Annotated in this window: 20 protein-coding genes; 6 read left to right on the forward strand and 14 right to left on the reverse strand. The window is 73.0% G+C overall.

From position 1 onward, the window contains the following. Positions 1 to 110 precede the first annotated feature (110 nt). Complete coding sequence (locus ABFX54_RS20195; protein WP_346106918.1) at positions 111 to 1,835, forward strand: exo-alpha-sialidase; 1,725 nt, start codon at positions 111 to 113, stop codon at positions 1,833 to 1,835. 306 nt (positions 1,836 to 2,141) lie between these two features. On the opposite strand, the gene ABFX54_RS20200 is transcribed toward ABFX54_RS20195, so the two are convergent. From ABFX54_RS20200 to ABFX54_RS20215, 4 genes are all read right to left on the reverse strand, one after another. Continuing rightward, on the reverse strand, positions 2,142 to 3,074 hold the full coding sequence (locus ABFX54_RS20200; protein ID WP_346106920.1) for a DUF2382 domain-containing protein: 933 nt from the start codon (positions 3,072 to 3,074) through the stop codon (positions 2,142 to 2,144). Positions 3,075 to 3,294: 220 nt separating this feature from the next. Then, positions 3,295 to 3,837, reverse strand: coding sequence for a DUF4142 domain-containing protein (locus ABFX54_RS20205; RefSeq protein WP_346106922.1), 543 nt, complete (start codon positions 3,835 to 3,837; stop codon positions 3,295 to 3,297). Positions 3,838 to 4,012: 175 nt separating this feature from the next. Then, positions 4,013 to 5,548: an alpha/beta fold hydrolase gene (locus ABFX54_RS20210; protein ID WP_346106924.1), complete on the reverse strand. Its 1,536-nt coding sequence runs from the start codon at positions 5,546 to 5,548 to the stop codon at positions 4,013 to 4,015. 84 nt (positions 5,549 to 5,632) lie between these two features. Further along, a complete protein-coding gene (locus tag ABFX54_RS20215) occupies positions 5,633 to 5,908 on the reverse strand; it encodes a hypothetical protein (protein WP_346106925.1) in 276 nt (91 codons plus the stop codon). 114 nt (positions 5,909 to 6,022) lie between these two features. On the opposite strand from ABFX54_RS20215, the gene ABFX54_RS20220 reads away from it, so the two are divergent. Beyond that, positions 6,023 to 7,003, forward strand: coding sequence for an acetylxylan esterase (locus tag ABFX54_RS20220; protein WP_346106927.1), 981 nt, complete (start codon positions 6,023 to 6,025; stop codon positions 7,001 to 7,003). Positions 7,004 to 7,128: 125 nt separating this feature from the next. Here ABFX54_RS20220 and ABFX54_RS20225 read toward each other — a convergent pair whose 3' ends face one another. From ABFX54_RS20225 to ABFX54_RS20235, 3 genes are all read right to left on the reverse strand, one after another. Beyond that, positions 7,129 to 7,416: a HesB/IscA family protein gene (locus ABFX54_RS20225; RefSeq protein ID WP_346106929.1), complete on the reverse strand. Its 288-nt coding sequence runs from the start codon at positions 7,414 to 7,416 to the stop codon at positions 7,129 to 7,131. Between the two features lie 174 nt (positions 7,417 to 7,590). Beyond that, a complete protein-coding gene (locus ABFX54_RS20230; RefSeq protein WP_346106931.1) occupies positions 7,591 to 11,646 on the reverse strand; it encodes a hypothetical protein in 4,056 nt (1,351 codons plus the stop codon). A gap of 244 nt (positions 11,647 to 11,890) precedes the next feature. Beyond that, the gene (locus ABFX54_RS20235) at positions 11,891 to 12,844 is read right to left on the reverse strand and encodes an NAD(P)-dependent alcohol dehydrogenase (protein WP_346107001.1); all 954 of its coding nucleotides are present in this window, start codon (positions 12,842 to 12,844) and stop codon (positions 11,891 to 11,893) included. 99 nt (positions 12,845 to 12,943) lie between these two features. Here ABFX54_RS20235 and ABFX54_RS20240 point away from each other — a divergent pair, with 99 nt between their 5' ends. Then, a complete protein-coding gene (locus tag ABFX54_RS20240; RefSeq protein ID WP_346106932.1) occupies positions 12,944 to 13,750 on the forward strand; it encodes a TetR/AcrR family transcriptional regulator in 807 nt (268 codons plus the stop codon). Positions 13,751 to 13,854: 104 nt separating this feature from the next. Here the strand turns inward: ABFX54_RS20240 and ABFX54_RS20245 are convergent, their stop codons facing one another. Continuing rightward, complete coding sequence (locus ABFX54_RS20245) at positions 13,855 to 14,802, reverse strand: aldo/keto reductase (protein ID WP_346106934.1); 948 nt, start codon at positions 14,800 to 14,802, stop codon at positions 13,855 to 13,857. A gap of 95 nt (positions 14,803 to 14,897) precedes the next feature. Between ABFX54_RS20245 and ABFX54_RS20250 the strand changes: the two genes are divergently transcribed. The 3 genes from ABFX54_RS20250 (at position 14,898) to ABFX54_RS20260 (ending at position 17,252) form a co-directional block, all read left to right on the forward strand. Then, positions 14,898 to 15,716, forward strand: a complete 819-nt coding sequence (locus ABFX54_RS20250) for an SDR family NAD(P)-dependent oxidoreductase (protein WP_346106936.1) — start codon at positions 14,898 to 14,900, stop codon at positions 15,714 to 15,716. A gap of 141 nt (positions 15,717 to 15,857) precedes the next feature. Beyond that, a complete protein-coding gene (locus ABFX54_RS20255; RefSeq protein ID WP_346106938.1) occupies positions 15,858 to 16,403 on the forward strand; it encodes a GNAT family N-acetyltransferase in 546 nt (181 codons plus the stop codon). Positions 16,404 to 16,490: 87 nt separating this feature from the next. Beyond that, positions 16,491 to 17,252, forward strand: coding sequence for an SDR family NAD(P)-dependent oxidoreductase (locus ABFX54_RS20260; RefSeq protein ID WP_346106940.1), 762 nt, complete (start codon positions 16,491 to 16,493; stop codon positions 17,250 to 17,252). Between the two features lie 171 nt (positions 17,253 to 17,423). Here the strand turns inward: ABFX54_RS20260 and ABFX54_RS20265 are convergent, their stop codons facing one another. The 6 genes from ABFX54_RS20265 to ABFX54_RS20290 are packed head-to-tail and all read right to left on the reverse strand — an operon-like array spanning position 17,424 to position 23,770. Beyond that, positions 17,424 to 18,935 carry an aldehyde dehydrogenase family protein gene (locus tag ABFX54_RS20265; RefSeq protein ID WP_346106942.1) on the reverse strand — a complete coding sequence of 504 codons (1,512 nt, stop codon included), beginning with the start codon at positions 18,933 to 18,935 and terminating at the stop codon, positions 17,424 to 17,426. After that, positions 18,932 to 20,068 carry a P1 family peptidase gene (locus ABFX54_RS20270; RefSeq protein ID WP_346106944.1) on the reverse strand — a complete coding sequence of 379 codons (1,137 nt, stop codon included), beginning with the start codon at positions 20,066 to 20,068 and terminating at the stop codon, positions 18,932 to 18,934. Before ABFX54_RS20270 ends, ABFX54_RS20265 begins: the two co-directional genes overlap by 4 nt. After that, positions 20,068 to 21,246, reverse strand: a complete 1,179-nt coding sequence (locus ABFX54_RS20275; RefSeq protein WP_346106946.1) for a M20 family metallopeptidase — start codon at positions 21,244 to 21,246, stop codon at positions 20,068 to 20,070. The genes ABFX54_RS20270 and ABFX54_RS20275 overlap by 1 nt, the downstream gene beginning before the upstream one ends. After that, the gene (locus ABFX54_RS20280) at positions 21,243 to 22,079 is read right to left on the reverse strand and encodes an ATP-binding cassette domain-containing protein (RefSeq protein WP_346106948.1); all 837 of its coding nucleotides are present in this window, start codon (positions 22,077 to 22,079) and stop codon (positions 21,243 to 21,245) included. Before ABFX54_RS20280 ends, ABFX54_RS20275 begins: the two co-directional genes overlap by 4 nt. Beyond that, positions 22,048 to 22,962: an ABC transporter ATP-binding protein gene (locus tag ABFX54_RS20285; protein WP_346106950.1), complete on the reverse strand. Its 915-nt coding sequence runs from the start codon at positions 22,960 to 22,962 to the stop codon at positions 22,048 to 22,050. Before ABFX54_RS20285 ends, ABFX54_RS20280 begins: the two co-directional genes overlap by 32 nt. Continuing rightward, positions 22,949 to 23,770, reverse strand: a complete 822-nt coding sequence (locus ABFX54_RS20290; RefSeq protein WP_346106952.1) for an ABC transporter permease — start codon at positions 23,768 to 23,770, stop codon at positions 22,949 to 22,951. Before ABFX54_RS20290 ends, ABFX54_RS20285 begins: the two co-directional genes overlap by 14 nt. Positions 23,771 to 23,807 lie beyond the last annotated feature (37 nt).

The following is a 23,807-nucleotide window of genomic DNA, read 5'->3' on the forward strand; positions in this document are numbered from 1 at the left end:
GTTGCGGGGAGGCGGCGCGTTCTCGCAGGTGAATGCCGTGTCGTCGCAGGTGGATGATCTAAAGTCCGTACGGTGCGGTGAACCGTGGACGACAGCCGAGGAGCGAGCCGGTGCCGATCCGTAAAGTCATGGTCGCGGCCGTGACCGTGGCCGCGGGGCTGCCTCCGCATCCCGGCCCGGTGCAGGCCGGGGCCGGTTACTGCGTGCTACCCGATCACTCCCTGCGGTCCCCGGCGGGGGAGCCTTACCTGATCGATACTGCTTCCTTCCTAGACTGGATTCATCCCAATCCGCCTCCCGCCGAGCGGGAGCCGACCTCCTCGGAGCGGCTCGACTTCGCCGGGTTCCCCAACGTCTCGGCGCTCGACGTCACCGATTCCGACGGCGGCCCCGCGCTCAAGGTGATCTCGACCTTCACCACCAACGTCGACAAGGTCGTCACCCTCACCAGCTCGGCGGCGGTCTCGGAGGACGGCGGCGTCACCTTCGGCCCGTCGGGCGCCACGCCGCTGCGCGAGTCCCCGGTCGAGCTGCACGACGGCCGGTTCTTCGCCACGGAGTACTACCTGGAGCGAACCGGCCCGCACACGGCCCGGCTGGGCGTGCTCACCTCGTCCGTGCTGGACGACGGGGAGAGCTGGCTGCGCTCGGAGGCGCTGCTGTCCACGCCCGGCGAGCTGCTGCCCGGCGGTGCCGCGCACGGGGCGCCGATCCAGCTCGCCGACGGGACGATCCTGATCACGGCGTACGCCCAATACGCCGAGACGGGCAAGTACCAGGCCGAGGTGTACGCCAGCGGCGACGGCGGCGTCACCTTCGAGCGGCGCGGCGTGATCGCCGGGCCCGAACCCGGGTTCGTCTACAACGAGGCGGCGATCGAGCAGGCGATGGACGGCAGCCTGGTGGCCGTGCTGCGCCGCGACGGCGGGCAATACTCGACGCTGCACCAGAGCCGCTCCACCGACGAGGGCCGCACCTGGTCGCCGGTGCGCGAGCTGCGCTTCTCCAGCCTGGACTGCGTGGTGCGCGGGGTCGCCCCGCGGCTGCTGCTGACCCCCGGCGGCGTCCTCGTGCTGAGCGCGGGGCGGCCGGACAACTGGCTGGCCGTCTCCCCCGACGGGCTCGGGGACGAGTGGCGGGAGCCGGTGGTGACCTACCACAACCGCGACGGCATCTGGGACGCGCACGGTTCGTCCGGCTACACCGGCCTGGCCGCCGTGGGGCCGCACCGGCTGATCCAGGTGTTCGACAACTGCAAGCTGCCGGGGGTGCGGCCGAACGGGCTGCTCGACGAGACGGCCTGCCCTCTGCACGATCGTTTCGAGCACGGCGGCTGGTACGCGATCAAGCGCCTGCTGTTCAGCGTGGCCACTCCGGGCGCCGCCGGCGGCACCCGGATCGACCTGGGCGAGTTGTACCGGCGGGGCGCGCTGCGGGTCTCGACCGATATGCGCTGGTCGAGCCCGTATCGGCCGCGGACGGGCCCCGGGGGCGCGCTCGACGGCAGCACCGGCTACTGGTCGAGCGCCGTCGGCAAGGGGCGTGGGCGTTACGTGCTGCACCTGGACCGGCCGTACCGGCTGAGCCGCATCGGTCTCAGCCTGCGTCCCGGGCATCCGGCCTGGGCGCGCGTGTACGTGTCGGGGGACGGGCGGGAGTGGGGTGAACCCGTCGTCACGATCAAGGACAGGACCGACCACGCCCTGCGCTACGACGACCTCGGAGGCCGCACGGCCCGGCACGTCAAGATCGTCGTCGAGCCCGCGGAGGACTGCGACCCGGAGATCGGCCGCTCGTGCGCCATGCTGAACGAGGTCGAGCTGTACTCAGAGTGATTTCCGGTCATGACCGCCGTTGATTCCGGTCACCGGCCGGCCGGGTGGACCGGTCCCACGCGGCACCCGCGATCATCGGGGCCCGCTCGCCGTCATCGCGGCCGATCGGACGGACTATCGACGCAGGCACACCTTCCGCGGGGACATGCCTGCGCGCGGACGCCGGGGAGTGACAGCACCGGCGGTGCCGTCACTCCCCGCGGCGCTTCTCCGCGCGGCCCCGGCCGGCGCGGCCGATGGACCTCGGCCGATGCAGCCAGGTGGGCCTCGGCCGGCGCGGGCCTCGGACCGGCGCGGCCGGTGGTCTCACCGCTCCGGCGGCAGGTTCCTGTCGCGGCGGCCGGAGCCGGTGCTGTCGTCCCTGGTCTCCTCGTCGATCTCCAGGCGCTCCTTGCGAACCTGGCCCTCGACGGTCTCCTCGTGCTGGACGTCCTGCTTGTGCACGTGCACGCGCTCGACCGGCCTGGTCTCCTTGCCGACGACCGGACGCTCCTCGTGCAGGATCATCTCCCGGTCTTCCTCGCCGATCTCGAACGTCCCCGCCGTCTCGCCGTCGCGGATGACCTCGCGCTCGATGACGACCTCCTCGTGCGAGAGCGGGATCGTCTCGCGGACGATCTCGGTGTCCACGTACTTGTGCAGGTGGACGCGGCCGGACTCCCGGCTCTCCTTCCCGATGTGGATCCGCTCCTCCGACCGGATCATGTCGATGTCCCGCTCGTCGCGCAGACCGCCGGACGTCTCCCTGCCGGTCGTCCCGGGCATCGCGGCACCCATCGCACCACCGGCCAGTCCGCCGCTCATCTCGCCGGACGTTCCGCGGGGCATGTCGCCGGTCGTCTCGCCGGCCAGTCCCGCTCGCCGTTCCGCGCTCTCCCCCGAGATCGGTTCCCCGGTACGGGTCTCGCCGGGGCGCTGGCGCGGTATGTCCGACGGGTGCATGCCGTAGTAGCGGTAGAGGTCGGCCTCCTCGTTCAGCGACAGGCGGCCGTCCACGTCGATGTTCGGCGCGCCTTTGATCATCTCCCTGTCGAAGGGGACCCGGATCTCCTCGCCCGAGCGGCGGGCGTTGGCCAGAGGCACGAACGTCTGCTTCATCCCGAAGAACCCCGTGCGTACGGTGACCCACTCCGGCTCGCCTGTCCGATCGTTCAGGTAGACCTGGCCTACCTTGCCGATCGACTGTCCGTCCGAACCCACCACGTGGCAGTCGAGCAGGTTACGGATCTCTGTTTGCATGCCCACGTCGATCCCCCCGATGTGTCTCTCGTGGCTCAAAAGAGACAAATACCCTAAATAGCCATATATCCACACAAGGGAAGGTCAGTTTTGGCCCTACTCCGGGCGGCCGGGCCGGTTCACGGTCACCGGGCCCGGACCTCCTTCACCCGGCCCGGTTCACCACCGCTCGGCCCGGCCTGCCGTCAGCCGGCCCGGCCCGCCCATCACCGGGCGGCGTTCAGTCGCTCTGCGCCTTGCGCAGCGCGGACAGATGCTGCCGCAACGACGGGGCGGCCGTCTTGGCCAGCGCCACCACCGCCGGCGACGAGCCCTTGGTGATCTCCTTCTGGGTGGCCGCCAGCGCCTGCTTGTGCGCCTTGACCATGCCCGACAGGAAGTCCTGGTCGAAGTCCTCACCCATGGCTTCTTCCAGGCGGTTCAGCTCCTTGTGCTGGCCCGCGTCCGGGGAACTGGGCAGCCGCACGCCCAGCCGCGTCGCCGCCTGGGTGACCTTGCGGTCGAGCTGGTTGTGGTCCTCGATCAGCATCCTGCCGATGGACTTCACCTGCTTGGTGGTGCCCTTGTTCCTGGCCAGCCCGCCGGCCTGGACCTCGGCCAGGTTCCCCTGGTGGATGGCGCCCAGCCAGGCCTTGTCCTGCTCGGACGGGGGCGCGGCGGTGGGCGTGGCCACCGCCGCGTAGTTCTGCGCCGTGTCACCGGCACAGCCGGGCAGGGTGGCCAGGGCCGCGACGGCCAGGGACAGGGTGAGGCGAGTGCGCATGAGGATTCCTCTGACCAGGTGAAATGAATCTGATACGGAGAGTAACCATCACGGTCGGAAGCACCCCGGCATTACGGCCGAGGTGGCGCGTCCACGCCACTCGCCGTCACCCGGCCGCCGTCACCCGGTCACCGTCACCCGGTCACCGTCACCTGGACCTGGACCCGGTGTTTCCTCAGGCGGGGCCGCGGTAGTCCGTGGGCGGGCCTTCGGCTGCGTAGGTGTCCACCGGCCGGTCCGTGAGGAAGGCCCGGAGGATACCGAGGTAGGCGGTACCGCGCCCGGGGAAGCCCTCGTCGCCGGCGGCGTAGGCGAAGCGCGCGTCGGGGAGGGCACTCCGGTAGTCGGTGGCATCCGCCCAGCTCTGCGCGTCACAGGGACCCTTGACGATGAGCACGGGCGTCTCCACCGCGCTCAACCCTCGCCGGACGGACGCGGGCACCGCCCTCCCGGCCAGCGCGACATACCCGCCATACCCGGCAGTAGCGGCATCGGTCTCGGGGACGCGCACCGCGACGTCGCTTCCGGCACGGGGCGAAACAGCACCGGCCTCGGGACCGAGCGCGACGACGTCCCCTCCGGAACGCGGCGAAGCGGCGCCCTCAGCCTCTCTCAGCCCGAGCCCCGTGACACCGGCACCCTCCTGCCCGAAACCCGCCGCCCCCGGACCGGAACCCGCCGCTCCAGGGCCCTCCAACCGGAAGCCCGTCGCGCCGAAGCCTGTCATCCCCGAGCCACCCTCTCCAAGTCCGGCCACTCCCGAGCCGGTCGGCCTTTCGTCGGAAGCTGGGCAGGGAGGTGGGGTTTGGTGGCGGAGGAGGGTGAGGTGGCCGGCGAGTTCGCGGTCGCCGGCGAAGGCGTGGGCGGCGACCGGGTCGACCCGCAGCAACGTGGACACGGCGAGCGCGCGCGGGTCGGGGATCGCTCCAGGGCCCAGCAGGACGGCCGAGGATCGCGGCCGGTCCCCAGCACGCCCAGCGGGCAGGCCGGTGAGGCCCGCCGGGGAGTACAGGACGGTCCTGGCCACCCGGGCCGGGTGCTGCGCCAGGTAGGCCGCCGCCAGCTGGGCGCCGTAGTCGCGGGCGACGAGGTTCAGCCGTCCGGCGCCGATGGCCAGGCGGACGGCCTCCAGGTCGGCGACGTCGCGGGTCAGCCCGTACCCACGGGGATCGGCCAGCCGTCCCGAACGGCCGGCGCCGAGCTGGTCGTAGACGTAGACCCGGAACCCGTCGGCCGCCAGCTTGCCCAGGAACGCCGAGTCGCCGGCCAGGTCGCCCACTCCGGGGCCGCCGTGCAGGAACACCACCGGCTCCGGCCGGGTGACCCGCCGGGGCGAGACCCGTACGTACGCCAGCCGCGACCCCGTCTCCAGCCGCCACTCGCGCTGCCCGGCCACCTTCGCGGGTGCGGCGGGGACGGCGGACGGACGCAGCGTGGCCGCGGAGACCTGCCAGACCACGGCCGCCTCGACGCCGAGCAGCACCACGGCACGTGCCCAGCGCCCCCAGCCGACCGCCGGCCTGGGCACGCACAGCAGCAGCCCCAGGAAGAACACCGAGGCGAACACCGCCAGCCCGGTCACCGCGAACACCTGGGGCCGCGCTCCCACCATGGCCGTCCCGGCGAGCGCGGCCAGCCCCAGGACCGGCGAGAGCGCCAGCACCACGACGCCCGCCACCGCCCGCCCGGCCAACCTGCCGAAAGAAGCCACAAAGGGGACGTTAGCCCACGTTCACCACCAAGGTCGGAAAACCCCACACCTCACCCAGGAAGCACCAGACAGGAGGCGGCGGGGTCAGGGGAGGGAACGGCCGAGGCGGAGGCGGAGGCGGTTTCCTCGCCGGACGGTCTCGCGCACCGTCCACACCCGCTCGTCGATCACCGTCCCCTTGGCCGTCATGTACCCGCCCATCCGCAGCACCGGCCGCCCACGATCATCACGCAGCAACTGCGCCCGGGACTCCGAGTCGTCGCCGAACAGCACCAGGAAGTCGGCGGCCTCCGCGGGGGCGTCGAGGATCAGGCCGGGATACAGGTGGGAGTGGGCAACCTCGGCAACATGCTCAGTCACGCGCCGACGTCTACCCAGATATCACGCTTTCAGCGGAAGCAGATGGCGGGATAGCGCTTTCCGGCGCTATGGGATGAAATGGCAGCATCCTTATCTACAGGCTGGAGTACCACCGTGCCACTGTTCGACCTGCCGCTCGACCAGCTCCGCAGCTACCTCCCCGACCGTGACGAGCCCGCCGACTTCGACGCGTTCTGGTCCGCCACCCTGGCCGAGGCCAGGGAGTTCGACCTGGCCGCCGAGTACGTCCCCTACGACCTGCCGTTCACCGGCGTGGACGTGTACGACGTGTCGTTCGCCGGCTGGGGCGGCCACCGGATCAACGGCTGGTTCCTGCTGCCGCGCGGCGCGGAGGGGCCGGTGCCGTGTGTGATGCACTACATCGGCTACAGCGGCGGGCGCGGTTTCCCGAAGGACCATCTGATGTGGCCCGCCGCGGGGTACGCGGTGTTCGTCATGGAGACCCGCGGCCACGGCGGCGCGAACGTCGGCAGCCCCGGAGCCACCGGCGACCCCCACGGCAGTGCCGGGCCGCAGGCCCCCGGCATGATGACCCGCGGCATCCTGGACCCGGAGGACTACTACTACCGGCGCGTGTTCACCGACGCCGTCAGGGCGATCGACGCGGCGGCGGCGCATCCGGCGGTGGACGCCTCCCGCATCGTGACATCGGGCGGCAGCCAGGGCGGGGCCATCTCGCAGGCGGCGGCCGCGCTGCACCCGGGCGTCAAGGCGGCGCTGATCGACGTGCCGTTCCTCTCGCACTTCCGGCGGGCGGTCGAGATCACGGGGCGCGACCCGTACCAGGAGCTGGTCCGTTATCTGTCCACCCGGCGCGACACCGCCGACCAGGTCTTCCGCACGCTGAGCTACTTCGACGGGGTCAACTTCGCCGCCCGCGGCACCGTGCCCGCGTTGTACTCGGTGGCGCTGATGGACGACATCTGCCCGCCGTCCACGGTGTTCGCCGCCTACAACCACTGGCAGGGCCCCAAGGAGATCACGGTGTGGCCGTGGAACAACCATGAGGGCGGTGGCGGCTACCAGTCGGAGGAGCAGCTGCGCTACCTGCACAAGCTTCTCAACGACGGCTGAGGCCGGTGAAGCGTCTGAAAGCTTCTGAAAGCGGCTGAGCGGAGTCCCGCCGCGCCCGTGCGCCCCGCCGCGCCGCAGCCCGTGCGGGCCGCGGCACGGCGGGCTGTGGCACGGCGGGAGCCGCGTCAGGCGGTCTGCTCGGTCACCAGGAAGGAGACACTCCCCTGGTCGTCGGCTCCCGCGTCGAGGGCCTTGTCGTCCAGTACGGTCGCCGCCACCGGGTCGAGGTAGACCCGAGCGCCTCCCGCCTCGACCACCGCGTCGGCCGGTTCGGGGGCGGTGGCCAGGGTCAGGGTGAGCGAACTCGCGCCCTCTCCCTGCGACGAGATGCGGATCCCGCTCTGCGAGGGCTCCGGCGCGGTCGCGGTCAGGTCACGGATCGCCTGGGCGGCGTTTTCGGTCAGGGTGAGCACTACGGCTCCTCCTCACGTTCGACGTTCTTGAAGTTGCCTGCCCTTCCCTCGACTCGGCGCCCTAACCCTTCTTGACCGAATTCTTTTCCCGCTGTTCGCGTGTCGCGGTCCCAGCACACGCAGCGCAGTGCCGCGGTCCCGTCGTACGGGACCGCGGCGAGCGAGCGGCTGGAGTTACCGGGCGTCGGACCTCTTGCCGGTCTTGGAGTCGGCACTGGGGCCGCAGGAGCCGGCCTTGGTGCTCGCCACCTTCCACTCAGACCCCGGGAACGGGCTCATGAAGGACGTCAGCAGGTCCACCGCGTAGTCGGGCACCTGCCCACCCGGATCCAGCATGGAGACCATCTGCGGCCCGTCGGCGCCGCGCAGCGTGATCGTGTTGGCGCCGGTGCCGGCCGCGAAGCCGGGTTTGGCGTCCACCGTCACGCAGGCCAGGCTGATCCCGGCCGCCTTGATCTCCTGCTTGGCCCCGATCCTGCGCATGCGCTGGTCGTAGCGGCGCAGGGCGAGCGAGGTGGTGGGGCCGATCCTGACCGCTTCGCGGAAGACGTCGTCGCCGACCTCCCTGCTCAGCTTGACGTCGAGCTTGACGTCGGGCCGCAGGTCGACGCCCTTGGCGGAGATCTTGACGGTGCCGTAGTTCCCCTCGAAGCCGGGGGCGAGGTAGCCGACGGCCGCGGGCGCCTTCACGCCGAAGGGCACCTTGCCCGGCCTGATCCGCAGCCAGGACACGCGCCTGATGCTCACCCCGACGTCCTCGATCGAGCTCTTCGCGAGCCCGAACCGCCCGCCGACGTGGTAGGTGAGGAAGCCCTTGGTGTACGGGACCTCCTTGCTCACCGCGATGCCCTGCGGCGCGACCGGGTCCATGGCGAGCCCGGCGCGCAGCGTGATGCGACCCGTGGGGACCGGCCTGGAGACCAGGTCGAGCGTGTGGTCGGGGTTGAGCCTGACCGTGGTGTCGGCGGCCAGGTCCTTGACCGCGAACGCCACGTCGCCCAGCCGTCCCGACGGGTCCACCAGGCCGCCCTCCACGCCGAAGTAGCCGTCGAGCGTGCTGGCGCCGCCCTCCGCCTTGTACGTGACGGCCGGCACCTTCAGCCCGGCGGACGAGGCGTCGGCGTCCACGCCGAAGACGGCGGGCACGTCGCCGAAGCGCAGTTCGCCGGTGCCCTTGCCGGGCAGGGTGACCTTGGCGGTGAGGTGCTTGACGGCGGCGGAGTTGCTGACGCGGATGCGGGTCTTGGCCCCGTACGTCCCCTGAAGTGCCACCTGCGCCGGCACCGGGTCGACGGCGACGTGGCCGCGCAGCCCGGCCGCCTCGGCGTGCAGGTCGAGGGAGCCGAGCGTGGCGGGCGGCTCGATCCGGTACGCGGCCTGCACGGTGTTGCCCTGCCCCACCCCGAACGGCCCGATCGCCATCGAGGTGATCTCGGCCGGCAGCCCGGTCAGGGTGGCCCTGGCCTTGATCGGCACGGGCGACAGGACGCTGCTGGACAGGTAGACGCCGATGTCGGGCCGCTTGGGCCGGAATCCGGAGAACGCCAGCGTGCGGCCGGTCAGGTCCACCGTGACCTGGTCGGGCAGGCCGGTCACGTCCACGTACCCCTGCAGCCCGAAGCAGCCGCGCTGGGCCACGCAGAACGGTCCCTGCGCGCAGCCGGGCGATCCGGCGGCGCAGCCGCCGTCCACCAGCGACACGCCGCCGGGCACGGCGGGCGCGGCCTGCATGCGGGCGAGCGCGGCCTTCTTGCCGAGCCAGGCGCGGGCGCGGACGTCCAGGCGCGAGCCCGCATAGGTGAGCTTGCCGTCGGCCGAGGTGACGGACAGGCGTCCGGGCACGGGGCCGACCGTGCCGACGAGGCCGACGCGGTCGTCGCCCCGGACGAGGTCGGCGTCCACGGCGAGGATCTGCTTGGCCGAGCGGAAGTCGGCGCTGAACCCCTGCTCGGCGGGGCTGAACTCGACGTGCGAGAGCCCGTTGACCAGGACGCTGGCGTCGAGGTCGCCCGTGCTCTGGTCGTAGTGGGCCGCCAGGTGCGGCCCGGTCGGCGCCTTGGCGCCGTCGTGGTTGGTGAACGCCAGCTCGGCGGTCTCGACCGGCCCCGACAGGCCGCGGAAGCGATAGCCGGCCGGGTCCCATGAGGCATCGAATCTGGCGGGCACGCCGCTGACCTCGGCGGCGGCCCTGGCGTAGCGGTCGCCCAGCTTGACCCGGGCCAGCGCCGACACCTTGGCGACGGGGGCGTCGGAGGTCCAGGTCAGGGTTCTGGCCTTGGTGTCGGCGACGAGTTCCGCGCGCTTGCCGACGCCTTCGACGGTGGCGGTCAGGTCCTCGCCGCCCACCCGCGTCACGTGCGCTTTATTGGCATAAATCGCCATGGTGGCGAGCTTCGAGGACGTGCTCACCTCGACCGTCGAACGCTCGCCCAGCTCCCACGACGCTTTCACGTCGTCGCGCACGCCGTTCAGGGTGCCGTCGATGGTGGGGCCGGACCTGAGGTTCGTGTACGTGGCCCGCACCCGCTTGATCGTGCCGCTGGCCTGGTACTCCGCCTTCCTGGCCGACGGGTCGAGCATCACGTCCACGTCCCCGGGCGTGTTGCTGATCTCCAGGCCGGCGACGTGGGTGCGGTCGATGACGGCCGCGCCGACGAACGAGCTCCCGCTGGCGTTCGTCTTCAGATGGGCGTGCGGCGCGGACCCGTACGTGACATCGAACCCGGACAGCCCGGACACCAGCCCCGACACGCCGATGGCGGAGCCGTCCTTGATCATGGTGACGTGGCCGCCGCGCGGGGTGGCCACGGCGCCCCCGTTGCGCTGCAGCACGGCGGCGAACCTGCCGATGGGCGAGCTGGACGACTGGGTGATCTGGTGCCGCTCGGGGTCGTTGACCAGGCGTGCCCTGGCGGGCAGCTCGCTCAGCTCCGCCTTGAGCACGGTCTTGGCGGCGGCCCGGTCGTAGAAGAGCATGCTCGCCGCGCCGGCGCCCGCCCGGCCCGCGCCCGCCGTGACGGCCAGGCTCTGCTTGCCGCCCGCGGCCACGTACTTGGCGGTGAAGGTGCGCGGGACGCGCTGGAGCTCGGCCTTGACCACCCGGTTCAGGTTGCCGTCGCGGTAGTCGAGGTCGTCGACCCGGGCGTGGGCGATGGGGGTGGGACTGGTGAAGCGGACCTCGCCGTGCGCCAGCCGTACCTTCGCGCTGGTGCCCATGCGGTCGAGCACGGCGTGGGTGAGGCGGGCGCCGCGCACGGCGACCGCCTCCAGCTTGGCGGGCGCGGAGGCGGCGACGTCGAGGGCGCGCGTGTCGAGGGCGGCGTTCACGGTGAGCCGGGTGGTGGCCGGGGTCTGGCGCATGCTCACGGCGCTGCGGCCGGTCAGGCCGGCGACCATGGCCGCGGACTGTCCCGGCTCCTTGCGCTCGACGACCGCTTTGACCCGCTTGCCGGTCGAGTCCACGGTGAACGTGCCCTTGTCGGAGGCCGACAGCGAAGTGCCGCGGCGCAGGCCGTCGAACCCGACCGAGACCTTGCCGTCGTACTCGGCCCAGACCTGCGCCTTGAGGTTCTCGTCGCCGAGCCGCTTGACCGCGAACCGCAGCCCGACGGAGCCCCCGCTGAAATCGACGGAGGGCACCAGGTCGGCGGCCAGGTCGGGCTTGCTGTCGCCGGTCACGTCGGCGGCCACCGGGATGCCGACCGGCTGCCTGATCGAGCAGGAGACGGGCACCGCCTCGCTCTCGACGCAGAGCCGGTAGGTCAGCCCCGGCACGGCCTGCCCGAGCCCTTCGAACGACTTGGCGATCGCCGCCAGGGGCTTGATCAGCCCCAGCGTCGCGGCCTGGGAGGTGTCCGGCAGGATGTCGCCCGGATCGGGCGCCTGTTTGCCGAACCCCTGTTCTTCCTGGACGGCGGCGGCGGCCGCGGTGATCTCGTTGACGAGCCCCGGTCCGGCCGGCGTGGTCACCTCGGGCGTGGCGGGGCCCACCCCGCCGTTCGCGGCGGGGCGCAGCGCGAGCGAGGCCTGCTGCGGCACCGTGACGACGGCGGGAGCCGGTTCCCGGACAGCGGGCACGGGCCGCACCTTCTGGGTGGAGGCGGCCTGCGCCCGTACAGGCTGAGCATGTGCCGGTACGGGCCCGGCCTGCGCTCCGGCCGGCGGCAGGGCCACGAGGGCGGCGCCGGCGATCGTCGTCGAAGCGAGCACGCGCAGGAGGGCGTGCGGCATGTAGCGTTCTCCCCCGGACCTGGTTAATTCATCCCATCAGAAACATAGGTCACGAGACGACCATACTTCCTCACTTTCCGTCAAACTGCTTCCGACATGGGACTCCAATTTTCTGGTGGAAGGGATGTTTCGCCGCAGGTGGGGCGTCTCGGGCGCCGCTGCCGGGCGCGGCGAAGGTTTTGGACGGGGCTGAGGTCCAGGGTGGGAGGTCCGGACGGGGCGGAGGTTTCGACGGGGCGGCGGATCAGGTGATCCGGACGACGATCTTGCCGCGTACTCCCCCGGCCTCAAGTGCCCGGTGCGCGCCGGCGATGTCGGCGAGGGGGTGGACCGCGTGCACGAGCGGGCGGAGCGCGCCCGCCTCGACGTAACGGGCCAGCTCGGCGAAGTCGCGGTGGGTGGGGTCGCCGCTGAAGAAGCGCACCCGCCGGGAGCCGAACACGGCGGAGGCCAGCACGTACGACAGCGACGCCACGGGCCGGCCGAGGTCGAAGGCGATGGCCACCATGCGCCCGCCCGGCGTCAGGAGACGGCGGAACGGCTCCTGCGCCACGCCCTTGGTGTCCATGACGACGTCGAACGGGCCCAAATCGGCCGGGCCGGTGACCGCGTAGTCGTGGGCCTCGTCGGCGCCGATCTCGCGGACGAAGTCCAGCGTCCTGGCCGAGGCCAGCGCGGTGACGTGGGCGCCGAAGTGCTTGCCCAGCTGGACCGCGGCGCTCCCGACGCCGCCGGCCCCGCCGATCACCAGCAGCCGCTCGCCGGGACGCAGCCGGGCCTTGTCGCGCAGGGCCGTGATCGCGGTCGTGGCCACGGGCAGGGCCGCGGCCTCGACCAGGTCCATCCCGGGCGGAGCGAGGGAGAGCTGACGCGGGCGCACGGCCAGGTACTCGGCGGCGCTGCCGAAGGTGCGCGACAGCGCGCCCCAGACCCGGTCGCCGACGGCGGGGCCCGGCTGCCGCGAGCGCACAGCGACGACCTCGCCGGTGAAGTCGATGCCCACGGTCTTGGGGAACCCGCGCTGCATCAGGTCCGTCAGCATCCGCAGCTTGCCCGCGCGGCCGTGCAGCTCACCGCCGTTCACGCTGATGGCGTGCACCTTGACGAGCACTTCGCCGGGCGCGGGAGACGGCATGGGGCGCCTGCCCTCGTAGAGCACCTCAGGGGGGCCGTACCTGTCGTAGAGGGCCGCGCGCATCTCGTCCACTGTCTCTTTCGTCCTCTCTGCCGGAATCGTCATCAGTGACGCTAACGCGGCAAACGGACGGGGTGCTCCACTTAGGCTAATGTGAGAAACATGCCTGCTCATCCCTCTCGGATAGCGCCCGACACCCTCCCGCCCACGACAGCCGGCGACCACCACGACCCGCGTCCCGCCGTGCCGGAGGAGCCGCGCACGGCCGTACCGGGAGGGGATCGGCTCGCTGAGCTGCGCGCGGCCGTACAGGCCGATCTGCGCGTGCCGCCGCAGGACGGGCCTGACGCCGACCTGCGGGCCGACGCGCGGCACAATCGCGAACGGATCCTCGGCGCGGCGCGGGAGGCGTTCGCCACGCGCGGGCTCGACGTGCCGATGGCGGCCATCGCGCGGCGGGCGGGCGTCGGCGTGGCGACGCTCTACCGGCGCTTCCCCTCACGCGAGTCGCTGGTCGTCGAGGTCTTCGCCGACCAGCTCACGGCCTGCGCGTCCACCGTCGACGACGCGCTCGCCGATCCCGACCCGTGGCGGGGCTTCACCACGGCGATCGAGGAGATCTGCGCGATGCAGCTCGCCGACCGGGGGTTCGCCGCGGCGTTCATGACGACGTTCCCCACGGCGACCGACTACGAGCACACGCGGGCGCACGCAGAACGGCGCTTCGCCGAGCTGGTACGGCGGGCCAAGGATGCCGGGCGGCTACGGGCCGACTTCGACCCGGCCGATCTGGTGCTGCTGCTCAAGGCCGTGTGCGGCGTCACCGTCGACGCAGGCGAGGCCGCGGCGGCCTCGTCACGCAGACTGGTGGCCTACCTGCTGCAGTCCTTCGAGGCCGGCCACACCGCCCCCTTGCCACCCCCGCCCCCGCTCGACCTCGGCCACCTGCACCCAGCCGCACCCCGCTGACCGCGTCGCGGGACGGGACGTCTGGGGCATCGTGCGGGGTGAAGCCGAACCCGCACGGCAGGCGGAATGGATGCCCTGTTGGAGGCCGGTCGCGCCGTGGCCGCTCAGTGCAGGCGGTTCAGGGCCGCCAGGTCGTCGGGGGTCAGCTCCACGCGGGCCGCGTCCAGGTTCTCCTCCAGGTGGGCGAGCGATCCCGTACCGGGCGTCGGCAGGGTGACGGGTGAGACGTGCAGGAGCCAGGCCAGCGCCACCTGCCCCGCACTCACCCCGTGCCGCCGCGCCACCTCCCCCAGCGCCGACGATCCCGGCACCGGCTCCCCCTGCACCGCCGTTCCCGGCGCCGCCTCCTCCAGCACCGCCGATCCCCGCGCCGTCTCCACCGGTGCCGCCTCCCCCGGCGTCGGGCCGTCGGCGGTCAGGGCGCCGTTGCCGAGGGGGAACCACGGCAGGAAGGCCAGCCCGCGTTCCTCGCACAGCCGCAGCACCGGCTCGGACTCCCGGTCGAGCACGTTGTAGCGGTTCTGGACGGAGGCGATCTCGGTGACCTCCAAGGCCCGTTCCAGCTCGCCCGCCGTGACAGTGTCGAGCCCGATGTGCCGGATCTTGCCCTCCCGCCGCAGCTCGGCCAGCGTGCCGAGCTGATCGGCGAGCGGCACCGCGGGGTCGAGGCGGTGGAGCTGGTACAGGTCGATGGTCTCGGTCCGCAGGCGGCGCAGGCTCGCCTCGCACATGGCGCGCAGCCGTTCCGGCCGCCCGTCGGCGTGCCAGACGTTCGGTCCCGTACGGACGACGCCGCCCTTGGTCGCCACCACCACGCCCTCCCGGTACGGGTGCAGCGCCCGGGCGACCAGCTCCTCCGCCAGCGACGGCCCGTAGTTGTCGGCCGTGTCGACCAGGGTCACCCCGCGCTCGACGGCGCGGCGCAGCACGGCCACCGCCTCGGCCGGCTCCATCCTGGGCCCCCAGTAGCCGTGCCCGGTGAGCTGGCCGGTGCCGTACCCGAGCCGCCGCACCCGCAGCTCGCCCCCGATGGTGAATTCCGCACCGATCACCGTTCCCCCCTCGTCAGCTTTGGCGCGCCGTGACCTCGGTGGAGGCGGGCCCGATCGGAAAGAGTAGCGTCGGACACCTGGGAGGGGAGGTGGGCATGAGGCCCATGGAACAGCGGACGATCCTGGTCACGGGCGCGACCGACGGCCTCGGGCGGGGGCTGGCCGCCGACCTCGCGGGCCGGGGCGCGACCGTGCTCGTGCACGGCCGCGACGACGAGCGCGGGCGGGCCACGATGGCGGAGATCAGGGCCGGCGTCCCGGGGGCGCGACTGCACTGGTACCGCGCGGACCTGTCCTCGCTCGACCAGGTACGCGAGCTGGCCGCCGCCGTCGCCACCGAGCACGAGGGGCTCGACACGCTGGTCAACAACGCGGGCATCGGCACCACCGTGCCCGGCGGCGAGGCGCGCCAGGAGAGCGCCGACGGGCACGAGCTGCGGTTCGCGGTCAACTATCTGGCGGGCTTCCTGCTCACCCGGCTGCTGCTGCCGGTGCTGCGGGCGGCGGCGCCGTCCAGGATCGTCAACGTCAGCAGCCTGGGGCAGGAGCCGATCGACTTCGGCGACGTGATGCTGCGCGAGGGATACAGCGGCGTGCGCGCCTACCGGCAGAGCAAGCTGGCGCAGGTGATGTTCACCGTCGACCTGGCCGAGGAGCTGGAGGGCACGGGGGTCACCGCGAACGCGCTGCATCCGGCGACGTACATGCCGACCAAGATGGTGCTCGCGTCTCCCCTGAGCGAGCTGCGCGAGGGGGTCGAGGCGACCGCGCGGCTGGTGACCGACCCGGAGCTGGACGAGGTGTCCGGGGCGTTCTTCGACGGGACGCGGCCCGCGCGGGCGATGCGGCAGGCGTACGACCCGGAGGCGCGGGCCAGGCTGCGCGAGCTGTCGCGCGAGCTCACGGGCGTCTGACGAGCCCCTGACCTCGACGGGATGCCCGGGACGCGCCCCGCTCCGGGCGCCTGGCCTCGGCCGGTGCCCGGAGACGCGCCCCGGCCTCGACCGGCGGAAAAGCGTTCGAGCGGGCCGGTCGCCTCGGCTAGCCTGCCGCCGGTGCACGTGTATCTGGAGACCGAGCGGCTGATCCTGCGCCGCTTCACCGAGTCCGACGCCGACGACCTGTTCGCCCTGAACAACGATCCCGACGTGATGCGCTACCTCAACGGCGGCGCGCCGACGCCGCGGGAGGTGATCGAGGAGCGCACCCTGCCGCGCCTCATCGCGGGCGGGTTCTACGCCGCCCTGGAGAAGCCGGCGGGGCGCTTCCTCGGCTGGTTCCACCTGCGGACGGTCGAGGGCCGGCCGCCGGACGAGCTTGAGCTGGGTTATCGGCTGCGCAAGGAGGCATGGGGGCGGGGGTTCGCGACCGAGGGCTCGATCGCGTTGATCGCCAAGGCGTTCACCGAGCTGGGCGCCGGCCGGGTGTTCGCCCAGACGATGGCGGTCAACCTCGGGTCGCGGCGGGTGATGGAGAAGTGTGGCCTGAGCTACGTGCGTACGTTCCACCTGGACTGGCCCGATCCCATCGAGGGCTCGGAGCAGGGCGAGGTGGAGTACGAGGTGCTGCGCTCCGGCTGGGAGGCCGCGCACGGGGCCTGAGCCGAGCGCCCGGCGCTTTGGCGACGCGCCCATCTGATCGGCGACCCAACCTGGTGCACTGGTCGGACCAGTCGCTAGGGTGCCTGCATGGGATATGACGCGCTGTTCCGCCTGGACGGGCGGCGGGCCGTGGTGATCGGGGCAGGAAGCGGGATCGGCAGGGAGTCCGCGCTGGCGCTGGCCGCCCACGGGGCCTCCGTGGTCTGCGCGGACCGGAACCTGGAGGCCGCGAAGGAGACCGCCGACGGCTGCGGCGGGGACGCCAGGCTGGTCGACGTGCTGGACACCGAGGCGGTGCGCGCGCTGGCCGCGGAGCAGCCGGCCGACGTGCTCGTGTTCACCGCGGCCACCAACGTGCGCAAGCGGCTGCTCGACTACACCGGCGAGGAGTTCGACCGGGTGGTGGGGCTGAACCTGCGGGCCTCGTTCGACGTGGTGCGCGCGTTCGGGGCGGGCATGGTCGAGCGGGGACGCGGCTCGATCGTCGGCTTCGCCTCGATCAGGGCCACGGTCACCGAGCCCGGCCAGAGTGTCTACTCGGCCACCAAGGCCGGGCTGGTGCAGTTGCTGCGCACGGCCGCGGCCGAGTTCGGGCCGCACGGGGTACGGGTCAACGCCATCGCGCCCGGCGTGGTGGAGACGCCGCTGACCCGGCAGATCCAGGACGATCCGGCCTGGTACGCGGCGTATTCGGACAAGTCCCCCCTCGGCCGGTGGGCCAGGGCGGACGAGATGGCCGGCGCGGTGGTCTACCTGGCGAGCGAGGCGGCCAGCTTCGTCACCGGCTCCGTCCTGTACGTGGACGGCGGCTGGACCGCCGTGGACGGCCGCTTCGACCCACCCAACTGACCATCCACGGGCCCGCTGCCCGCCGACTCGCCATCCGCCGGCCCAGTCCGCACCGACCGACCGCTTCCCGGCCGCCTCTCGGCCCGGAAGCCCGGCCCCTGGTCTGGAAGGCTGACCGCCCCCAGAGGCGTGTCCGGCCACCCACCCGGCGGGCGGGCCGGCCGGACCGGGTCAAGGGCGGATGATGGCCATTCTGGTGACCGTGAGCTCCTCGATGGCGAACCTGGGGCCCTCGCGGCCGATCCCGGAGTCCTTGACGCCCCCGTACGGCATGTTGTCGGCCCGGAACCCCGGCACCTCGTTCACCACCACACCCCCGGCGTCGATGCGTTCGATCGCCGCGAACGCCGTGGCCAGCGAGCGGGTGAAGACGGAGGCGTGCAGGCCGTACCGGGAGCGGTTGACGGCGGCGAAGGCGGCGTCGAGGCCGGACACCGGACGCACGCACACGACGGGCCCGAAGATCTCCTCGTCCCAGGCGGCGGCCCCGTCCGGCACGCCGGACAGGACGGTCGGCGCGATGGCCCGGCCGTCGCGCTGCCCGCCCGTGACCACCTCGGCCCCGGACGCGGCGATCCAGGCGAGGACGCGGTCGGTGGCGGCCTCGTCGATGAGCGGCGCGACGCGGGTCCCCGGCAGGCGCGGGTCGCCGGTCGTCACGGCCTTGACCCGCTCGGCCAGCAGGGACAGGAACCGCTCGCGTACGGGCTCCTCGACCAACACCCGCTGCACCGCGATGCACGCCTGGCCCGAGGCGTAATACCCGCCGCGCACGACGGCGTCGGCGGCGGCCTCCAGGTCGGCGTCCGCGGCCACGATGAGAGCCGCGTTCGAGCCGAGCTCCAGCAGCACCTTGGTCGGGGCGGCGGAGCGGGCGATGGTGTGGCCGGCGGCGGCCGAGCCGGTGAAGGAGACGGCGCCGATCCGCCGGTCCTCGACGAGCGTCCGGCCGACCTCGACGTCGCCGGTGACGAGCTGGACGGCGGCCGGGGGCAGGACGCCGGAGGAGCGCAGCAGGTGCACCAGCCAGAGGGTGGCCAGTGGGGTGGCCGGCGCCGGCTTGACGATCACGGGGCAGCCGGCGGCGAGAGCCGGGGCTATCTTGTGGGCGGCCAGGAGGAGCGGGTAGTTGAAGCCGGTGATGCCGACGACGACGCCGACGGGCCGGCGCGTCCAGAAGCCGACCAGGCCCTCGCCGGCGGGCAGCAGGTCCAGCGGGACGGTCTCGCCGTGCAGCCGGGCCACCTCCTCGGAGGCCGTGGCGAGCGTGACGAGTGTCCTGGCCACCTCGACCTTGCAGTCCACAAGCGGCTTGCCGGTTTCGAGTACGAGCAGCCGTTCGAACTCCTCCCGGTGGGCCGCGACGGCGTCGTGGGCGGCCATGAGGGCGGTACGGCGGGCGTGGGAAGGCAGGGCGGCCATGGCGGGGGCGGCGGCGAGCGCCTCGTCGAGGGCCAGTCGTGCGTGCTCGGGCGTGCCCAGCGGGGCGGCGGCCACCGTGGACCCGTCGTAGGGGAAGATCACGTCGGTGGTGTCGGCGGTCTCCACCCATCCCCCGCCGACGGGCAGCCCGCCGGGCCGGTTCCGCGTCATGGCGGCCTCCATTGGTTCGTGGACGACTGTTTCGTGGACGACTGGTTCCTGGGCGGCGTTCTCGCCGAGGCCGGGCCGGGCTCTCGTCATGGCCGCCTCCGCAGGGCGCTCGGGAACACGTCGAGGTACGCGGGCGCGCCCTCGCGGCCGGTGGCGGCCAGGACGGCGTGCGCGACGGCCCGGCTGAACACGTCGGCCGCCACCGCCAGCACGTCCTGGAAGGCGTCGTGGTCAGGGGCGGGACGGGCGCAGGTGGCCAGGCCGAAGATGGTGTCGCCGTCGGTCATGGTGTGGGCCGGCCTGATGGCCCTGGCCAGGCCGTCGTGCGCGACTGCGGCGAGCTTGCCGCACTGGGCCTTGGTGAGGGTCAGGTCGGTGGCGGCGATGCCGATCGTGGTGTTGAAGGCGGGCGCCTTCTCGGGCCGCCACGCCTCCGCCTCGCGCGCGTCGGGCGGCTGGAGGTGGTCGAACTCGCCCCGCAGGCCGTACCTGACGCCGGCCAGGGTGGCGTCCCGAGGGTCCAGGACCGAACCGGCCGGGTTGGCGACGGCGAGCGTGGCGACGGTCGTGCCGCCGGGCAGGACGACGCTCGCCGTCCCCACGCCTCCGGCCAGCCCACCCGCCACCGCCCCGGTCCCGGCCCCGACGGACCCGCTCGTCGCCGCCGGAGCCGTCCCCTGGAAGAACGACGACGCGGTCGCCGCTTCACCGGGCGCGGAAAGACCACGGGCCGGCCCGGAGGCGGCGGAATCCGAGGCGGTGCCGTGGGCGGCATGGGAGGCGGTGGTGCTCGGGCTGCCGTCCCACGCGGCGTCGTAGGCGGCGATGCCCAGTTCGGCGTCAGGGGTGGCGCGGAAGGCGCCGCCGCGGCCCAGGTCGAAGATGACGGCGGCCGGGACGATCGGGACCGCGCCCGCCGCCACCGGATACCCCGCCCCCGCGTCCGCGAGCCGCTCCATCACCCCGCACGCCGCCCCCAGCCCGAACGAGCTGCCGCCCGACAGCACCACCGCGTGCACTCGTTCCACCAGATTGCGCGGGTCCAGCAGCTCGGTCTCCCGGGTCCCCGGGGCGGCCCCGCGCACGTCCACGCCCGCGACGGCCCCGTCGAAGGGCGCGAGGACGACGGTGGTGCCGGTGCGGTAGCCGCCGCCCACCCGGTGCGCGTGCCCCACCCGGAGCCCTTCGACGTCGAGCAGGGAGTTCGTCGGCCCGGCCCGCATCAGTGGTCGCCGCTCAGGAACCGGCGTGCCGCCTCGGCGAACACCCGGGTGCAGCGCACGATCTCGTCGATCTCGACGTACTCGTCCGCCTGGTGCGCGATCCACTTGCCGCCGGGCCCGTAGACGACGGACGGGATCCCGCCCCAGTGCGTCAGCACGGTCCCGTCGGTCGAGCCGGGCACCCCGCCGTAGACCGGCTCCTCCCCCGTCACCGTCCGGTGGGCGGCGGCCAGCGCGGCCACGACCGGGTCGGTCACGGGGACGTCCACCGGCGGCCGGTCCACCAGCACGGACACCTCGGCGGTGACGCCGTCGCCGCCGGCCAGCGCGGCCACCCGGTCGGCGATCTCCTTGTGCTCGGCGCCGGGGATCGTGCGCACGTCCACGAAGACCGAGGCGACCGCCGGGATGACGTTGACCTGCTCCTCGGTGCCGGCCCGCAGCACGGTCGGCGTCACGTACACCTCGCCGAGGTGCTCGTGCGCGGGATGGCGGGCCTGTAGTTCGTCCTGCAGCGTGCGCAGCGCGACCAGCAGCGTTCCGGCGGCCTGGATGGGGTTGCGGCCGTGCTGGGGCATCGCGCCGTGCGCCATCTTGCCGGTGAGGTCCACCCGCAGCCGCAGCGCGCCCTTGGCGACGGCGCAGATCTCGCCCGCCTCGGGCTCGGCCACGATGGCGCCGTCGACGCCGGCGGTCAGGCCGGAGGAGACGAAGTGGTGGGCGCCGATCATGAGGCCCTCCTCGTCGGCCAGGGCGCACACCTTGATCCTGCCGGGGAACGGTCCCGCGAGCTGGAGCGCGCGGGTCGCGTAGAGGGTGGCGGCCAGGCCTGACTTCATGTCGGCGCTGCCCCGCCCCCACAGCCGGCCGTCGCGGATCTCCCCGCCGAACGGGTCCACGGTCCAGGCCGACAGGTCGCCCTCGGTCACCACGTCCGTGTGGCCCTCGAACATGAGGGTCGGCCCGTCACCGCCGCCGCCTTCGACCACGGCCACCACGTTCGGCCGGCCGGGCGCGGCCTCGTACACGACCGGTTCCCAGCCCCACTCGCGCATCCTGGCCTCGACCAGCTCGGCGGCGGGCCGCTCGCTGCGCCCGCGCGCGGGGTCGTTGGTGCTGGGCACGCGCACCAGCGCCTGGGTGAACTCCACCACTCCGCCGGCATCGACGTCGATCATGCAAACCCCTCCAGAGTCGGTACGGCCGCCAGCAGCTCCCGCGTGTACGGGTGGGCGGGCGCGGCCCAGACGTCGTCCACCAGGCCCCCTTCCACGATCTCCCCGTGGCGCATGACGGACACGGTCTCGCACACGTGCCGCACCACGGACAGGTCGTGCGAGACGAACACGAGCGTCAGCCCCAGCTCGTCGACGAGGTCGGCCAGCAGGTTGAGTATCTGCCCGCGTACGGAGACGTCCAGTGCGCTGACCGGCTCGTCGGCGACCAGCACCTTCGGCCGGGGCGCGAGCGCGCGGGCGATGGCGATGCGCTGCCGCTGCCCGCCGGAGAACTGGTGCGGATAGCGGCCGGCCGCCTCGGCGGGTAGCCCGACCGCGTCGAGCAGCTCCGCGACCCGGTCGCCGACCGGCAGGCCGAGCGCGGTCAGCGGCTCGGCGACGAGGTCGCGCACGCGCATGCGCGGGTCGAGCGAGCTCATCGGATCCTGGAAGACGATCTGCAGGTTCTCGCGCAGGAAGCGCAGCCGCCGTTCGGGCCGGCCGGTGATCTCCTGGCCGTCGAAGCGGATCGTTCCGCTGGTGGGCTGGTCGAGCGCGCACAGCAGGCGCAGCAGGGTGGACTTGCCCGACCCCGACTCGCCGACGATGCCGTGGCGCTCGCCGCGCCGTACGGTCAGGGAGACGTCGCGCAGGGCGTGCACGGCGCCGCCCGGCCTGGTGAGCGAGGTGCGGGGGCGGTGGTAGACGCGGTTCAGCTGCTCGGCTTCGATGAGAGCGTCAGCCGGCCCCTCAGTCGGCCCCTCAGTTGGCTGGGTGCCAGCATGCGTAGGCATGGCCGTCTCCTGTCAGCGCCGGGAGCGTCTCGCACTCGGGGGTGGCGTGCGGGCAGCGGTTCCTGAACACGCAGCCGTCGGGGAAGCGCCCGGCCGCGGGGACGCCGCCCTCGATGACGGGCAGGCGGGTGCCGCGCGGGGTGAGTTTCGAGGCGGCCAGCAGCCCCTGCGTGTAGCGGTGGCGGGGGCGGGTGAACACCTCGCGGATGGGGCCCGACTCGACGACGCGGCCGCCGTACATGACCAGGACCCGCTCGCAGACGGAGGCGACGACGGCGAGGTCGTGGGTGATGAACAGCAGCGCGGGCGCGACCTCGGCGATCAGCTCCAGCATCTGTTTCTGCACGGTGACGTCGAGCGCGGTGGTGGGCTCGTCGCAGATGAGCAGCCGGGGTTCGTTGGCCAGGGCGATGGCCAGCATGACGCGCTGGCGCTGGCCGCCGGAGAGCTGGTGCGGGTACGCGCGGGCGATCTGGGCGGGTTCGGGCAGGCGGACGCGTTCGAGCAGCTCGGCCGAGCGCGCCCTGGCCTCCTGGCGGGAGCGGCCGTGCAGGGTCATGACCTCGGCGACCTGGGCGCCGACCCGCATGAGCGGGTTGAGCGCGGTCATGGGCTCCTGGAAGACCATGGACAGCTCGTCGCCGCGCAGGCCCTTGATCCTGCTCTCCGGCACGCCGACCAGGTCGCGCTCGCCGAGCGTGGCCCGTCCGGTGGCGGTGACGCCTTCGGGGAGCAGGCCCATGAGCGACAGGGCGGTCAGCGACTTGCCCGACCCGGACTCGCCGATCAGGCCGACCCGCTCGCCGGGCGCGATGGCGAAGGAGATCTCGTGGACGAGGTCGGTCGCGTCCGCGCGGACGGTCAGGCCCTCAACGCTCAGCACGGATCCTCCTGAGCTTGGGGTCGAGGAAGTCGCGCAGGCCGTCGCCGAGCAGGTTGAAGCCCAGCACCGCGAGGGCGATGGCGAGCCCGGGCCACAGGGCCAGGCGCGGGGTGGAGAACAGCAGCTCCTGCGACTCCTGCAACATCCGGCCCCACGACGGGGTCGGCGGGCGGGTGCCGAAGCCGAGGAACGACAGCGCCGCCTCGGCCAGGATGGCGATCGCGAACGACACCGACGCCTGCACGATCAGCATGGAGCCGATGTTCGGCAGCACGTGGCGCAGGGCGATGGCGCCGCGGCGGCGTCCCGCGGCCCTGGCGGCCAGGATGTAGTCGGTCACCATGACCTGGAGCGTGGCGGCGCGGGCCACGCGGGCGAACGCGGGCACGGTGGCGACCCCGATGGCGATCATCGCGGTGAGCGTGCCCGCCCCGTACACGGCGCCGAGCATGACGGCCAGCAGCAGCGCGGGGAAGGCGAACACGAGGTCGTTGACCCGCATGATCAGCTCGGACAGCCAGCCGCGCGGCGTCATCCCGGCGGCCAGGCCGAGCGGGACGCCGAGCGCAGCGGCGATGCCGACCGCGACGACGCCGACGTAGAGGGTGGTGCGGGCGCCGACCATGAGCTGGCTGAAGGTGTCGCGGCCGAACTTGTCGGCCCCGAGCAGGTAGCCGCCGCCGGGTTCGCGCAGTTTGTTGGCGGCGTCGACGAGGGTGGGGTCGTGCGGGGTCCAGAAGAACGAGACCAGCGCGGTGAGCACGACGAGCGTGACGAGCGCGCCGCCGGCGAGCAGCCCGGCGTTCATCCGGCCCCGGTTCGCCCTCGCGGAGCTCCGGCGGCCC

This window comes from Nonomuraea maheshkhaliensis (genome assembly GCF_039529435.1).
In the GTDB taxonomy this organism is placed as follows: domain Bacteria; phylum Actinomycetota; class Actinomycetes; order Streptosporangiales; family Streptosporangiaceae; genus Nonomuraea; species Nonomuraea maheshkhaliensis.

Bases quoted from the DNA above. Each gene is read 5' to 3' on its own strand.
- ABFX54_RS20200 (WP_346106920.1), bottom strand. From the start codon at position 3,074: ATGCAAACAGAGATCCGTAACCTGCTCGACTGCCACGTGGTGGGTTCG.
- ABFX54_RS20205 (WP_346106922.1), bottom strand. From the start codon at position 3,837: ATGCGCACTCGCCTCACCCTGTCCCTGGCCGTCGCGGCCCTGGCCACC.
- ABFX54_RS20230 (WP_346106931.1), bottom strand. From the start codon at position 11,646: ATGCCGCACGCCCTCCTGCGCGTGCTCGCTTCGACGACGATCGCCGGC.
- ABFX54_RS20235 (WP_346107001.1), bottom strand. From the start codon at position 12,844: ATGCGCGCGGCCCTCTACGACAGGTACGGCCCCCCTGAGGTGCTCTAC.
- ABFX54_RS20240 (WP_346106932.1), top strand. From the start codon at position 12,944: ATGCCTGCTCATCCCTCTCGGATAGCGCCCGACACCCTCCCGCCCACG.
- ABFX54_RS20250 (WP_346106936.1), top strand. From the start codon at position 14,898: ATGAGGCCCATGGAACAGCGGACGATCCTGGTCACGGGCGCGACCGAC.
- ABFX54_RS20260 (WP_346106940.1), top strand. From the start codon at position 16,491: ATGGGATATGACGCGCTGTTCCGCCTGGACGGGCGGCGGGCCGTGGTG.
- ABFX54_RS20265 (WP_346106942.1), bottom strand. From the start codon at position 18,935: ATGACGAGAGCCCGGCCCGGCCTCGGCGAGAACGCCGCCCAGGAACCA.
- ABFX54_RS20270 (WP_346106944.1), bottom strand. From the start codon at position 20,068: ATGCGGGCCGGGCCGACGAACTCCCTGCTCGACGTCGAAGGGCTCCGG.
- ABFX54_RS20275 (WP_346106946.1), bottom strand. From the start codon at position 21,246: ATGATCGACGTCGATGCCGGCGGAGTGGTGGAGTTCACCCAGGCGCTG.
- ABFX54_RS20280 (WP_346106948.1), bottom strand. From the start codon at position 22,079: ATGCCTACGCATGCTGGCACCCAGCCAACTGAGGGGCCGACTGAGGGG.
- ABFX54_RS20290 (WP_346106952.1), bottom strand. From the start codon at position 23,770: ATGAACGCCGGGCTGCTCGCCGGCGGCGCGCTCGTCACGCTCGTCGTG.